General features: G+C 52.1%; 9 protein-coding genes, 1 tRNA gene and 1 pseudogene. 5 read left to right on the forward strand and 6 right to left on the reverse strand.

All coding sequences use genetic code 11. The features are described 5' to 3' along the window. Positions 1-28: 28 nt before the first annotated feature. From LIX15_RS29270 to LIX15_RS29285, 4 genes are all read right to left on the reverse strand, one after another. A complete protein-coding gene (locus LIX15_RS29270; protein ID WP_227778606.1) occupies positions 29-1,096 on the reverse strand; it encodes a CehA/McbA family metallohydrolase in 1,068 nt (355 codons plus the stop codon). A 596-nt stretch (positions 1,097-1,692) separates the two neighbouring features. Then, positions 1,693-1,968: an HNH endonuclease gene (locus tag LIX15_RS29275; RefSeq protein ID WP_227778607.1), complete on the reverse strand. Its 276-nt coding sequence runs from the start codon at positions 1,966-1,968 to the stop codon at positions 1,693-1,695. Positions 1,969-2,259: 291 nt separating this feature from the next. Next, a complete protein-coding gene (locus LIX15_RS29280) occupies positions 2,260-2,976 on the reverse strand; it encodes a DUF2270 domain-containing protein (RefSeq protein WP_227778608.1) in 717 nt (238 codons plus the stop codon). A 448-nt stretch (positions 2,977-3,424) separates the two neighbouring features. After that, positions 3,425-3,498: transfer RNA gene (locus tag LIX15_RS29285), tRNA-Thr, on the reverse strand. 143 nt (positions 3,499-3,641) lie between these two features. On the opposite strand from LIX15_RS29285, the gene LIX15_RS29290 reads away from it, so the two are divergent. Then, a complete protein-coding gene (locus LIX15_RS29290; RefSeq protein WP_227778609.1) occupies positions 3,642-4,457 on the forward strand; it encodes a hypothetical protein in 816 nt (271 codons plus the stop codon). 1,575 nt (positions 4,458-6,032) lie between these two features. Here the strand turns inward: LIX15_RS29290 and LIX15_RS29295 are convergent. Next, positions 6,033-7,037: an alcohol dehydrogenase gene (locus LIX15_RS29295; RefSeq protein WP_227778610.1), complete on the reverse strand. Its 1,005-nt coding sequence runs from the start codon at positions 7,035-7,037 to the stop codon at positions 6,033-6,035. Between the two features lie 1,217 nt (positions 7,038-8,254). Here LIX15_RS29295 and LIX15_RS29300 point away from each other — a divergent pair. From LIX15_RS29300 to LIX15_RS29310, 3 genes and pseudogenes are all read left to right on the forward strand, one after another. After that, positions 8,255-8,935 (forward strand): bacterio-opsin activator domain-containing protein, encoded by a 681-nt coding sequence (locus LIX15_RS29300; protein ID WP_227778611.1) that lies wholly within the window; start codon positions 8,255-8,257, stop codon positions 8,933-8,935. 392 nt (positions 8,936-9,327) lie between these two features. Beyond that, positions 9,328-9,659, forward strand: a pseudogene (locus LIX15_RS29305) (DUF5789 family protein). Between the two features lie 65 nt (positions 9,660-9,724). Next, positions 9,725-10,912 carry a CBS domain-containing protein gene (locus LIX15_RS29310; RefSeq protein ID WP_227778612.1) on the forward strand — a complete coding sequence of 396 codons (1,188 nt, stop codon included), beginning with the start codon at positions 9,725-9,727 and terminating at the stop codon, positions 10,910-10,912. Positions 10,913-11,097: 185 nt separating this feature from the next. On the opposite strand, the gene LIX15_RS29315 is transcribed toward LIX15_RS29310, so the two are convergent. Next, positions 11,098-11,352 (reverse strand): DUF5789 family protein, encoded by a 255-nt coding sequence (locus LIX15_RS29315; protein ID WP_227778613.1) that lies wholly within the window; start codon positions 11,350-11,352, stop codon positions 11,098-11,100. A gap of 284 nt (positions 11,353-11,636) precedes the next feature. Here LIX15_RS29315 and sufB point away from each other — a divergent pair, with 284 nt between their 5' ends. Then, positions 11,637-13,067, forward strand: a complete 1,431-nt coding sequence (gene sufB, locus LIX15_RS29320; RefSeq protein WP_227778614.1) for a Fe-S cluster assembly protein SufB — start codon at positions 11,637-11,639, stop codon at positions 13,065-13,067. The last annotated feature ends 13 nt before the right edge of the window (positions 13,068-13,080 follow it).

A 13,080-nucleotide genomic window follows, 5' to 3' on the forward strand; every position in this document is an offset into this window, starting at 1 on the left:
ACGGCTTACGGTCGAGCGATTGCCCGGCTCAGCAGAGCGACTCGATGAAGATCGGATTCGTGAGTGCTACCATATCTCCATTTTGCTTACGAACCTCGACTCGTACGAAGTCGGTGGCTTTCGCATTCGTGTTGTAGGTCGTTTTCTGTTGTTTGCCCTCTATCGGCACTATTTTCATAATGCTTTCTTGCGTGTGGAACGTCGCTTCGGCGCCAGAGGCTCCGGTCACTTCAAGCGTTATTTCGACCGGCGTTTCCAGACCAGTTTCGAGGGTCTCACCAATCGACACCTCGCCGACGTTAGATTCGGCTGTCAATGTAACCGTTACATCGTCTGATTCAGTAATATAGGCGTTGCCGTCAGCAAGTGCTGCTATGATCCCGTCAGGCCCAAGTCGGTCTGCCCGCACGACTGTCTGTGGTAGGCCTACTACGTCACCTGGGTCGTGTGCGTCGCTCCCACCGACAGCAGGGAGCGCTTGACCTTCACGAAGCATTCGATCCCAGGTTTGAACAGCAGCTTCGTCCTCCCAAGACCATGGTCCGTTCCACACCTCGATTACATCCATGAGGTCATAGTCAAACCGCCAGTCACAGCCTTTGTATGGGCAGAATGGATGGCTAGCGACAGTGATGCCGCCGACATCATGGACATCTTCAATGAATCGATCGAGGACGCCATCTTCCGGTTGATAGCGCCAGTCAATCCATTGGCCGGGATCCAAGCCGATTGCGTTGTAATGACCCGCCCGTGTCGTAACTTCCTCGCCGTCGATGATGAGTGGTCGCCTATCTGAACGGGTGTATTTTCCCCACACCAAACTCGTAGTCGTCGTACTGTGCTCGGTGGAAACGATGAAATCAAGCCCATTGTCTATCGCACCTTCGATAATGTCTTCTGGTGTATAGTCGCCATCAGAATGGACTTTGTGAAGGTGAAGGTCGCCGCGGAACCACCCGGCGGTATCGGTGAGTGGGTCGTTCGATGCAGGTGTTGGCTCGAACGTCGGCCCCGGCTCGCCTTCCCGAAAGGTGATTTCAATCGTATAGTCGATCCCCCCGCACCGACGCGATAGGGTCCGAGAATGACGTTCCAAGTGCCAGCTTTAATCTCACCGGGATAGTAGCCAGGTGTTGCCTCCGAGCGCGAGAGCATGAATTCGGTGCGCTCGCCGCCCGACCATCCACGGAACCCATCCGCATTGCCAAGCTCGTACCCGCTCGAATCAAAGATACCGATGTCAAGCAGGTTCTTCTGTGACTTGTTGTAATCATAACTGATGTGAAGTTCGGTCACATTGTCAGACACGTCGAATGGAACGTACACCCAGTTTGGAGTATCAGGTTCGATGTGTCCTTTAATCCTCTTCTTGCGCTCGTCCGGTTTCGATGCAGTTACCTCTTCGACGGTTACCGTTGCCAAGCTCAGTGCTCCGAGACCACCCATTGTTTGTAACATTGTTCGGCGCGTTTGCGAATTCTTACGTCCCATATTGCACTAAATTTCTCCATTTCCAATATAATAATATTATATAATATATCTTCGTAGATAAATATATAGATTCTATGACTATGAGTAGAGCTGATACTGAAGTTAGTATTATATACTAACATTGAGCGTACTCCGTTTCCGATTCATTGATCCTCTGCGACGAGCAGGCCAAGCTAGTTGAATGGGATGTCAACTCTGGTTTCACTGTTCATCGGTACCGAGAATTTTCTCGACCGGAACCCCCTCGATATACGCTAGCTGATGGGCAAGCTTCTGATTGTATACTCCTCCGTCGCGGCCATGGTGAACGCGAAAGTGACAGTTCGGACAGAGCGCGATCACGGTTTCGGGCGAATCTGGGCCACCGCCAGCGACTTCGTGGACATGATGGGCGTGGAGATACGGCTCGCCTGTCCGGCTGGTGAATGGAGCTGGATCACTGCAGCCTTCACAGATTCCATTAGCCCGCCGTTTCACGTACCGTCGAACTGCGTCCGATCGATCATACTCGATGGTCGTCCGCTGTCTACTCTACGAAACGGAGTCGGTTGCAGCGGGCTCGCCCGCGCGCTTACCTAATAGTTGAGCAACGCGCTTGCATTCGCTAGCGAAGTCGAGGAGGTTTACTTTTATTACATCGCAACTTTATTGGTTTACTCTACAAATATCACAGTGTATCCTGCTGCCATCTTGCTATTTAACAAAGCGGAGTAGACTTAGACCGCACTGATCGTCTTGAACGGCCCGTTCTTTAAGATCGAGTGATTATTAATCAGATTCTTTCCACTCGCCGTATTCGACATTGTCGAATTCGCCTTTTGCCTGCCGCTCGCGTGGCCAGAATGTAATTGCAACCAAAATGGTGTATAACAGGCCTACAACACTGAGTACAACGAGTCCTGGTATCTTTCCTATCGCGGCTGTTTTGAATAATGATCGGGAGGAGAAAGCCGTGAGTTTGAACAGCCAAGCGGCGAGCATGAGCACGAAAAACGGGAGATAGATCCGACGGAGTCGTCGTGCAAGTGCTTCCAAATAGGGCGTCTTGATCGTCGGATTTCGATAATCATCACTGAGCTCACGCCGCCAGGCGGGGTGCTCAACGCCTTGTGAGGGATCGAGTGTATTTGCAAAGAGGTTCTCCTGGAGCATCCGTGCTCGCGACCGATATACGTCATAGGCCTGATAGCGCCGGGCTTCGATTCCTAAGAATATAGCGATCACCACCATCCCAGTGAGGAGAATCACGTGCTTGCCTTCGGTTGAGAAGGCATAGATGAGGATCGCCGAGATAATCGTTACCGCCCAGTTGATTGTCTCATCCAGTCGCTGGCGCCATGTCGTGACTACACTCATCTCTCCGCGATAGAAGTGCGCCATGACCGATCCGAGACCCGTACTCTTCGAAACCATCTCGCGGCCGATTTCGCGTTCTTCGCGCGCCTCTGGATCAAATTCATCCCAATCCCTGTCATTGTCTTCCATGGCTACTGGAAAGTTCACCACGCATTCGTAAAATCACATTGTTTGTATCCCGTATTGTTGATGTATATTTCTCGATAAAATCGAACAGACCCATCGTTTTCTAGCTACGCAATTCACAGGCTCGCCTATAGCTTTCTCCCGGACAGTCAAATTATAACAAGTTCGTTGCGACTGATTCCGACTCGAATGGATCTACGTCGAGAACATCGTTAGTATAGGCCAGGGGATCGTTGGCCATCGAATCGTGTAAATGTCCGATACCGATAAACACTGGAGGACGGCAAGCCCGTTCAATACCTCATACGTCGTTCGATGTGGCCACCCAGTTCCTACGCAATCTCACTCGTCATGGAGGGTTCGAGTGGTTCCATGATCTCGAGTATATACGCTGCACATACACCTCTCTCGAAACTCTTCTCTTATATGGGTGTCCGAAAACCGTAACAGAAGCCTTGGGAGAGATTTGAACTCTCGACCGGCTCCTTACAAAGGAGCTGCTCTGCCAGCCTGAGCTACCAAGGCACGACTGTTATTACTTCGCCCGCGACAAAGTCCTTCTCCTTTCTCTTGCTATCGTAATTGATACCATGTCCCTCTCCCACCGGTGTATCACGCAACTAGTTACTACACAAGGATTTTGGTCAAATACAAACGACTTTCAAATAATGTTCCAGCGTCCGTTACAGCGCATTCTCTTTGAACTCACCTGTGGAATCTATACTGGCGCTCTTGCGATAGTAGGCGTTGCGCTCGTCACAAGTACCGGCTACTTCTCACACATTTCACTCGCCACAGCATGCCTTGACTTCTTGTTTGGTGTTGCGCTTGCAATAACTCGCGATGATCTCGCTGAACTGCTTGTTCGTACTCGCCTCTATCTTGTATTCTCGTTTGGACCATTCTTCGTTTATCTAATCAGTGATGTTGTCACCGTATTTAGTACCAGTTCAGATTCGACTGTGCTACAGAATTGGATCGCTGAAGATTTACTTCTCACAATTGCCGGATTCTTCCTCTATATCACAGCGATGAACCACTATGCTGTGATCCTCCGCCGTCATGAGGAGGCCCTCATAGAGTGGTTTGGGCGGCCAAATACCTCGTATATCCGTTTAATTCGACTACTATCGATCGTGGGGGGCCTCATCTTTCTTGTGAGCGGATTCATACTCCACATCTCAATAGGACCAATCCAGGGTCTGTTCCCCTCGATTGGGGGTGCTCTCCTTGGCAATGCATTAATCATAGGAAAATCCAAGCACTACACCTTGTTTGAGAGCGGACTCCTCGTAAAGCGGCGTGGTACACTTAACAACCGGTTTATTTCACGCCATCAGCTACGTTCGGTTAAATGCGATGCAGACGTTCTCACCCTTTACCGGGGACTCCCATGGCCAGTCCCATTCCGGTGTACACTAACATCAATTCCGAACGCCAAATCAGTGATCCACTCCCTTCAGAAGCACATAAATGGCGATTAAAGTTGAACCCTTCTCTGAGGGAGAATTGGATGAACAGGCAAATTTTCCTCCACTTTCGGAACTTTGTGTACCTCATATAGAGCGATACCTCGCGGTTCGGTATTCGTACCACCAACATCGAATCCTGATCCAATGGCGGAACTGGAGACCTTAGCGCGTGTTCACTACACGCCAGTAGCTCAAACCACGATATGCCGATACAACTGCCAAGACAATTAATGCATCAAGCACCACGGACACCCCTGATTCGAATGCTGTTCCAAGAGCAACCAAGCACGCAACTCCAGCGATACCAAACAACATCGGGGCGATGAATTGCTCTCCCTGCCAGAGAACGACGCTTCCACCGCTAATGGTAACTCCACCGAGGAGCAGAAATCCTGTTTAATGTGCGAGCAGGCCATATCTAATAGCTGCCACACCGCCAATGAGAATTCCCAAGAGGGTGAACCGCAAGTGAGTCTCTCGTGAAACTATACGATAATAATTCTTTACCTCGATATTAAATTGATATGGTGTTCTGATGGTCGTCTTCCACGAGAAGGCCAGAGTAAAAACGACATCAGATACATCTAATATCTAGCAAACAGAAAATTTGAGTACGAATGTCAGTGGTCCCAGACGACTGGAATGACACAGAGTCATTCAATGGAATGCTTTACGAGATTGGATGATTTGTCCTCGCAGTTCTCGTCTTCAGCATCGCTCCCTTCTTGTTCTCCTTTCACTATACAAAATCGTTCACACCCACGCTGATCATCGTCTCGATTGGAAGTGGAATCGCACTCGGAACTAGTCTGGTCTACGTCTCGCATACAAGTGATTTCGTTCGAAACAGCTGGGAGAATGACAGACTTCGATTTGGCGGATTCTCACTGTCTGTCTTCTCGGACAGCCTTTGCTCTGGTTAGACCCCTTGTGGACGATTGCTGTCGTCATTGCAACATTCATTACTGCAATCCCGATTCGAGTTTTCGTCTATCTCCGAACTCAATCGGCCACTCGATATAGCGGATGAGGTAGTAGACATGTTGGAGATATCCCATCAATTCGGTCGTCGAATCCTGGCCAACACCTACTTCCTAAAGTAGTTGGTACAGGAGGTCATTGTGAGATCAAATGAGTACTGGCCTCTCTCAATGTCCTGACTGCGGATGGACCGGTAATACCAGTGATTGCGTGATCGATGGAGCCGAACGAAAATGTCCTGTCTGCCACTACGTCTTTCAGCGTAATTCGTGAATCGGGGAATCTATTTACTCTTTCACTGGAATCCACCAGATCACCACCCGCGGACTCAACTTCCCCTGTTCTACTCTTCTACTGTTATGCAATTCCTCAAGCTGTCGATGGATTGATGGCCGCTTGATCTCAAGTGTATCCGCCACCCACTAAGCGGTCAAAGCAAGAAACTCCGACAAAAAGCAGGAAACAAAGAGGATGCCCATTACTCGATATTCGGCGCACTGACGCTTCTTTCTCCTCCTCCCGTCTTGAAATCCAACGAAGGTACTAACTGACCAATTATGAGTGCAAAAGACTATAATTTGGCTTCTATTCGTAATAGAATCGAGTTCAAGGTTCAATCACGGCTCGAAACCGAACCTCGCTTTCCATCATACGTTCATATGCTTCAGCGGCCTCCGTTAGGTCGAATACCTCCACCTCGGGCGTAATATCACGAAGTGCACTGAATTCCAACGTATCCTGTGAATCGCGGGCATGACCAGAAGCCCAGCCACGGACCGCCCCACGATTTCCAACCAATGATGTCCCAGAGACATCAATAGGGTCGCCGGGGACACCAACGACGACGACTTCACCGTCGGTTCCTAAACCAGGGATGATCGAAGAGATTGCTGTCGCACTCGGTGCTGTAGCAAGGATCACCATTGCGCCACCAAGATCAGAGAGTACTTCCGCAGCATCTTCTGCATTCGCGTCGATAAAATGATCAGCACCTAAATCGAATGCATACTCTTTTTTGTCTGTTCCGCGCGAGATTGCAACCGTCTCGAATCCTGCTTGACGAGCATACTGTACGCCAAGATGACCGAGACCACCAATACCTTGTATGGCGACTACATCACCTGGCCGAGCATCAGTGTGCCGAAGAGCGTTGTAGGTCGTGATTCCAGCACACAGCAACGGTGCAGCATCAACTGGTTCAAGTTCGCCCGGTACTCGAGCAAGTGTCTCCGCGTTAATAGTAGCATATTCAGCGTACCCACCGTCGACCGTAATACCATGGACGTCCTCATTTTCACATTGTTGGAACTCACCGCGACGGCAAGCATCACAGACGAAACAGTGACCGCCGTGCCAACCGGCACCGACACGGTCTCTTTCGGTCCACAGCTCTACAGCTGAACCAACGGAGTCTACACGCCCAACGATCTCATGCCCGGGAATTCGGGGGTATGAAAGACCTGGGTAGCCACCCTCTTTCGTGTATGAGTCGCTATGGCAGACACCACAGGCTTCGATCTCGATGCGAACCTCTGTGGCATCCGGATTGGGAACTGGTCGGTCGACAAGTTCGAATGGTGCGCCAGGTTCAGCTACCTCTATTGCGCGCATAGTGTCAGGCATAGCTATCCTAGCTATCGGGCGCACTGTCAATAAAGATAGCTTCACTGGAAAGGGATATTTTCCTCACTACTATGTGAGAAACATCTCTGTCCCAACGTTGGAAAAAGATACTACCTAATCGGTAAAATGATATCACAGCAGAATGGTTTCCGGGCTTACCAGCCGCAGCAAATGACTAGGAGCTCTCGAAGTGTACCTACAGCAAGCAGGCGGCACTAACTAATCACTCACGGACTCAATCCCCCACGTTCCAACTCTCCTCGTTCAAGCAACTTTTCAACCGTCGATGTACAGTTGTTCGCTCACCCTCAAGCGTCTCTGCCACAGAGGGGTGACCGCCGGAAACTTTGACTCACGGATCGCTACAAGAATATTATTGCCGGACCGTTACCATTGGACACGTACTCCACAATGCACATGTGGGCTTCTTTTGCTACCGCAAATTCTGAGCCTCTCGGCTAGAGTGACGCTACTCTGCTAGGTATTCGCGCTATGTATTGCTGAGTCCCAGAACATGGTAAACTGGAAAAGATAGATGTAGCGTTTGGTTGTCTATTTTCGACTGAGAGTCGCTCCCGCAACAACTCCGCCAGCAACACCGAGAGCGGTCCACATAGCGAGATCACCTGTCGCTATGCCAATGGCAGCTCCGACTCCAATTCCTACTCCTGTCCATACGCCCATGTTACCACCTCGAACTCTACTTTTTGCTGATGTTGCCATATCCATACTAAGGATAGCTATGAATATAATCATTCCTTGTTTAATAACCAAAGTAACGTTCATCACATAGGTGATAATCTGAACCACCGCAGCCCTTGAAACTGCCGAGACGGCACAGAAACGCGCACAGACCGAACAGTTCGGCTTCCGCGTCGAAGCTCGTGACCAATGGGAGCTACGACAACCCCGCTAAAGACCACTACGTCGTCCAGCGTGACGACGTGACGGGCAACACAATGGTGTGCACCTGCCCGCACCAGTGTCGAAGATTTCGCAGACAATGTCCAGACTGTAACTCTTAAAGGTAGTTTTCAAGAGCACCATGGAGTGACTAACTTACTGAAGAACACCTTTAAACGTACAAAAGTAATTTTTCCTGAACTACCTAACCGAGAAATATGCGAACTGATATTTCTATTATTATTGATGTGAACTTAGGTACCGGGCAACGGGTATTTGTTACTGCAGTCTAGTTGTGGCGTATGCCCGCCACAGTCGTCGAAGTTGAACTCAGTGGTGATGAATTCGCGCTCTCTCATACCCTATCTAGTATCGAGGGAATTGAATTCGAAATCGAACGCGTTGTCGCCCATGAAGACGATCGTGTCATGCCATTTGTGTGGGTGAGTGGAGGAGACATTGACCGCGATGAGTTCGAAGCAGTCCTTGCTGATGACCCAAGCCTCGATCGGCTCGAATTACTAGCTGATGTGGATGACGAGTGGTTGTATCAAATGGAATGGATCTCCGAGATTGAGACGCTCGTGCAAATTCTCGTTACGGAAGAGGCAACGATTCTCGCCGCGACTGGCAATAAAAACAGCTGGAATCTCCGTACCCTCTTTCCGGATCGGGATGCACTCTCTCGAACCCACGACTACTGCCAAGAGAAGGGACTCACGTTCGAAATTTTAAACATCTACCAGCTTGACGAAGGCCGCCAGGGTCGCTTTGGAATCACGGAAGATCAGCAAGAAGCACTCACACGGGCGTACGATGCTGGATATTACAGTATTCCCCGTAAGGCAACTGCCGAGGAGGTTGCTGATGAACTCGGAGTCTCTCACCAGGCTCTCTCCGAGCGCTTGCGACGTGGTCATGAGAGTCTAGTCAAAAATGCGTTGATCATCGGTCGTGGTGTTGATGAAAGAGAGAAAAAATAGCAGAGCAATCTGTTTTCATCCACAGCTAGACGGAACATACCCAATGAAGAGCGACTACGTAGGAGTAGCTACCAGGTAGGACTCTTAACGCTGGTGGAGGACGATACGTTTGCAGGCTCTGGGACGCGATGTTCGACGACGCCGCAATCATCATCTTCCCAAAGTGTCGAGGTTTGGTGACGAGCGCAACACTTGACTGCCGTTTCTCTGGAGCCCTGTACGCTATCAGCCATTACATGTCTCGTACAGTCCACGCTCTGAATTGCTCAGTCCGTGGTGCCTATGTATCGATCTTGGGGTGGGTTTGTGGAGGTGGTTGTAAGCTCTGCTCGAGGTGGTCACACCGATGAGCGACCCCACTCTTATCCGAGTTGGTCTCCTTATTGTAAGGGATGGCAGATGACAGATAGAGCCGAGACGAGCAAGCGGATAACGAAGAGCGACGCCAGCGAGAGCGGGAACTAGAGGAGGCCCGTGATCGCGCCGATGAAGCCGAACCGATGCCCAACGACCCGGTGAGCAGCTTGGTGACCTTGATGAAGCGCTCGAAACCCATGATTATCCGACCACGACGAACGAATTAGTCGAGGCCTATGGCGACTATGAGATCGAAACTCAGGGCGGGTGGAACTCCCTCGAGGAAGTGCTTGTTTCAACCGATAACCAAACGTATAAATCCGCCGATGACGTTCGAAACCGGATACAGGGACTAATACGTCGCTAATACATACGATCCAACCCGTGATTCGGCGACTGCTTTTATGGAGGATGCGAGCAAATATTAATGTTATGAAAGGAATACGAATCGGAAGCATCTTCGGGATTCCTATCCAACTCAACTGGACCTTCCTTCTCGTCCTCCCGCTGTTCGCGTGGCTCATCGGCCGGGACGTGGGGAACTTCGTGACGGTGCTCCAGAGCGTCTTCGGCGTCGAGATCGAGATTGCCACGCTCACGGGTGGTCTTTTCCCCTACGCGCTGGGAACTGCGTCGGCCGTCGGACTGTTCGCCTGCGTGCTCCTACACGAGCTCGGGCACTCTGCCGTGGCGATACAACACGGCTACGACATCGACTCAATTACGCTCTGGCTGTTAGGCGGCGTCGCCCAGTTCTCGGAGATTCCCGAAGACTGGAAGATCGAACTGCAGGTCGCCGTCGCCGGGCCCGTCGTCAGTGTCGCGCTCGGCGCCCTCAGCTACGGCGGCCTGGCGGTCGTGTCGACTGGGTCGAACGTGCTCCTCTTCCTGTTCGGCTACTTCGCGCTGATGAACGTCACTCTCGCCGCGTTCAACATGCTCCCAGGCTTCCCGATGGACGGTGGGCGAGTCCTCCGAGCACTCCTCGCGCGCTCCGAGAAGCGCAGCCACGCTCGGGCGACCCAACTCGCGGCGGAGGTCGGGAAGGGATTCGCCTTCCTGCTCGGCCTGTTCGGGCTCCTCGGATTCAACCTCTGGCTCGTCGTGCTGGCCTTCTTCATCTACATCGGCGCGTCCGGTGAGGCCCAGCAGACAGTCATGCGCGCAGCCTTCCGCGGCGTCACCGTCGACGACGTCATGACCGGTACGGAGAACCTCAAGACCGTCTCTCCCGCCGACTCCGTGGCCGACCTAATGGAGCGGATGTTCAGTGAGCGCCACACGGGCTACCCCGTCGTCGCGGACGGTCGCCTCGCCGGGATGGTCACCCTGCAGGATACTCAGCCGGTCAAGGAGGTTGAACGCGACGCCATGACGGTTGAAGACGTAATGAGCAAGGACCTTGCGAGCGTCACCCCCCGGACCGACGCACTTGACGCGCTCAAGGCCATGCAGAAACACGATGTCGGCCGGCTCCCGGTCGTCAACGTGAACGGTGAACTCGTCGGTATCATCTCTCGAACGGATCTGATGACGGCCTTCGACATCATCCAGTCCAGCGGGACTCCGGAGGCCGTAAAGTCCAGAATGTCTCGGGGTCGACCAGTGCGAAGCCAATGAGGCGGTGGTTCACGCGCTCGACTCGGCTCCCGGCGGTGAGATGTCGGTTAGCTGGACGGCCGAGATTATCAGAGTCAGATTGATAGACTCTCTGAGCAAGCGATCGCGGTAAAACACTATAACAGAAAACTGCTATCCAACTACAGGTGCAGTATCAAAACAGACAACGCTGCGAGACCGGTCTTCTATTTTTCTCGGTTTAGCTGATTTAGTACATCGTTTCGGACTTCGCCTGCGGAGTCGTATGTTTTCTTGTCGACTGAATTAAGCACTTCTTCGATGGATTGTGTGCCGCCCGACGATTCGACCTCATAGTCGCCATACGCTGCAACCAATTCATCTAGTGTCACTGGATAGTCTTGACCTTCGAGGATCTCATCAAAGTCACCAAGTTCACCGCCTTGTGCTCGTTCCTCGATTGATAGTGGATCATCACTCACAAACCGTTGTAGATTCGCAAGTCAGAATAAGGTGTTGGCTGATTCACCGGATGGTTAGCAGCGATGTACTAAATGAGTAGGTGGCGAGATGACCATCTATCGGTTCTAGTGTGGCCGTTGTAAGCAACTTTGCTTTCGTTCAGTTCGAATATACGATCGTCGGTTAGGGTTGACGTTATTGATTGGACTCTTATTCGGGATGGACGAGTATCCCAGACCATACTCGCTGCCCCATCGCTAACTTACCCACCAGCCTCATCAGGCTAGAGCTCCCACTTTTAAATATGAGTTCAGATCAGCATCACCTGCGTGATACAGACACAGAAGAACGATTCGAGTTCAAGAAAGAACAGCGAGCCGCCGTCAAGTCCGGCAAAGGGCTAACCGAAGAGGTCGTTCGCCTCATCAGCGAGGACAAGGACGAACCCGAATGGATGCTCCAGCGCCGCCTCCGTGCACTGGAACATTACCAGAACATGCCCCTGCCGACGGACTGGCCCGGCCAGCCCGATCTCACGGAACTCGATATAGAAGAGATTATACCCTATATTCGCCCGGACGTCGACAAGCGTGAAGGGGCGGACAGCTGGGACGACCTGCCGGACGACATCAAGGACACGTTCGAGAAGCTGGGGATTCCGGAAGCGGAGCGCAAGGCGCTTTCCGGCGTCGGTGCCCAGTACGAGTCCGAGGTCGTCTACCAGAACATGCAGGAGCAGTGGGAGGAAAAGGGCGTTGTCTTCTGCAACATGGATGAAGCCGTCCAAGAGCATGAGAACCTTGTCAAGGAGTACTTCATGACGAAGTGCGTGCCGCCGAGCGACAACAAGTTCGCGGCGCTCCACGGTGCGGTCTGGTCGGGCGGCTCGTTCGTTTACGTCCCCGAGGACGTGACGGTGCAGATGCCCGTTCAGGCGTACTTCCGCATGAACTCCGAGGGGATGGGGCAGTTCGAGCACACGCTCATCATTGCCGAGGAAGGCTCCGAAGTCCATTATATCGAGGGCTGTTCCGCACCGAAGTACGGCAGCCACAACCTCCACTCCGGCGGCGTCGAAGTGTTTGTGGACGAAGACGCTCACGTCCAGTATTCGACCGTGCAGAACTGGTCGAAGAACACCTTCAACCTGAACACCAAGCGCGCCATCGTCGAAGCCGGTGGCCGAATGGAGTGGGTGTCTGGTAGCATGGGATCGAAGGCAACGATGCTCTACCCGTGTTCAATCCTGAAGGGTCGCGGCGCGAGCGCCAACCAGATTTCAATCGCATTCGCTGGCGAAGGACAGAACATCGACACCGGCGCGAAAGTGTACCACAACGCGCCCCGCACCAACTCCACCATCGAGTCGAAATCCATCAGCAAGGACGGCGGTCGCACGAACTACCGCGGCCTCGTCCACATCAGCGACGGCGCGGTGGATTCGTCCACGTCGGTCGAATGTGACGCGCTGATGTTCGACAACGAATCCACGTCGGACACCATGCCGTACATGGAAATCAACGAAGATCGCGTGGACGTCGCCCACGAGGCAACGGTCGGTAAAATCGGCGACGAGGACGTGTTCTACCTCCAGAGCCGCGGATTGGACGACGACGACGCGAAACAGATGATCGTGAGCGGGTTCATCGAACCCATCACGGAGGAACTCCCAATCGAGTACGCGGTCGAACTCAACCGCCTCATCGAACTCGAAATGGAAGGCAGTCTTGGCTGATCTGTTGATATAA

Origin of the sequence: Haladaptatus pallidirubidus (assembly GCF_020700235.1) — an archaeon.
GTDB lineage: Archaea > Halobacteriota > Halobacteria > Halobacteriales > Haladaptataceae > Haladaptatus > Haladaptatus pallidirubidus.

Bases quoted from the DNA above. Each gene is read 5' to 3' on its own strand.
- LIX15_RS29280 (WP_227778608.1), bottom strand. From the start codon at position 2,976: ATGGAAGACAATGACAGGGATTGGGATGAATTTGATCCAGAGGCGCGC.
- LIX15_RS29290 (WP_227778609.1), top strand. From the start codon at position 3,642: ATGTTCCAGCGTCCGTTACAGCGCATTCTCTTTGAACTCACCTGTGGA.
- LIX15_RS29295 (WP_227778610.1), bottom strand. From the start codon at position 7,037: ATGCGCGCAATAGAGGTAGCTGAACCTGGCGCACCATTCGAACTTGTC.
- LIX15_RS29300 (WP_227778611.1), top strand. From the start codon at position 8,255: ATGCCCGCCACAGTCGTCGAAGTTGAACTCAGTGGTGATGAATTCGCG.
- LIX15_RS29310 (WP_227778612.1), top strand. From the start codon at position 9,725: ATGAAAGGAATACGAATCGGAAGCATCTTCGGGATTCCTATCCAACTC.
- sufB (WP_227778614.1), top strand. From the start codon at position 11,637: ATGAGTTCAGATCAGCATCACCTGCGTGATACAGACACAGAAGAACGA.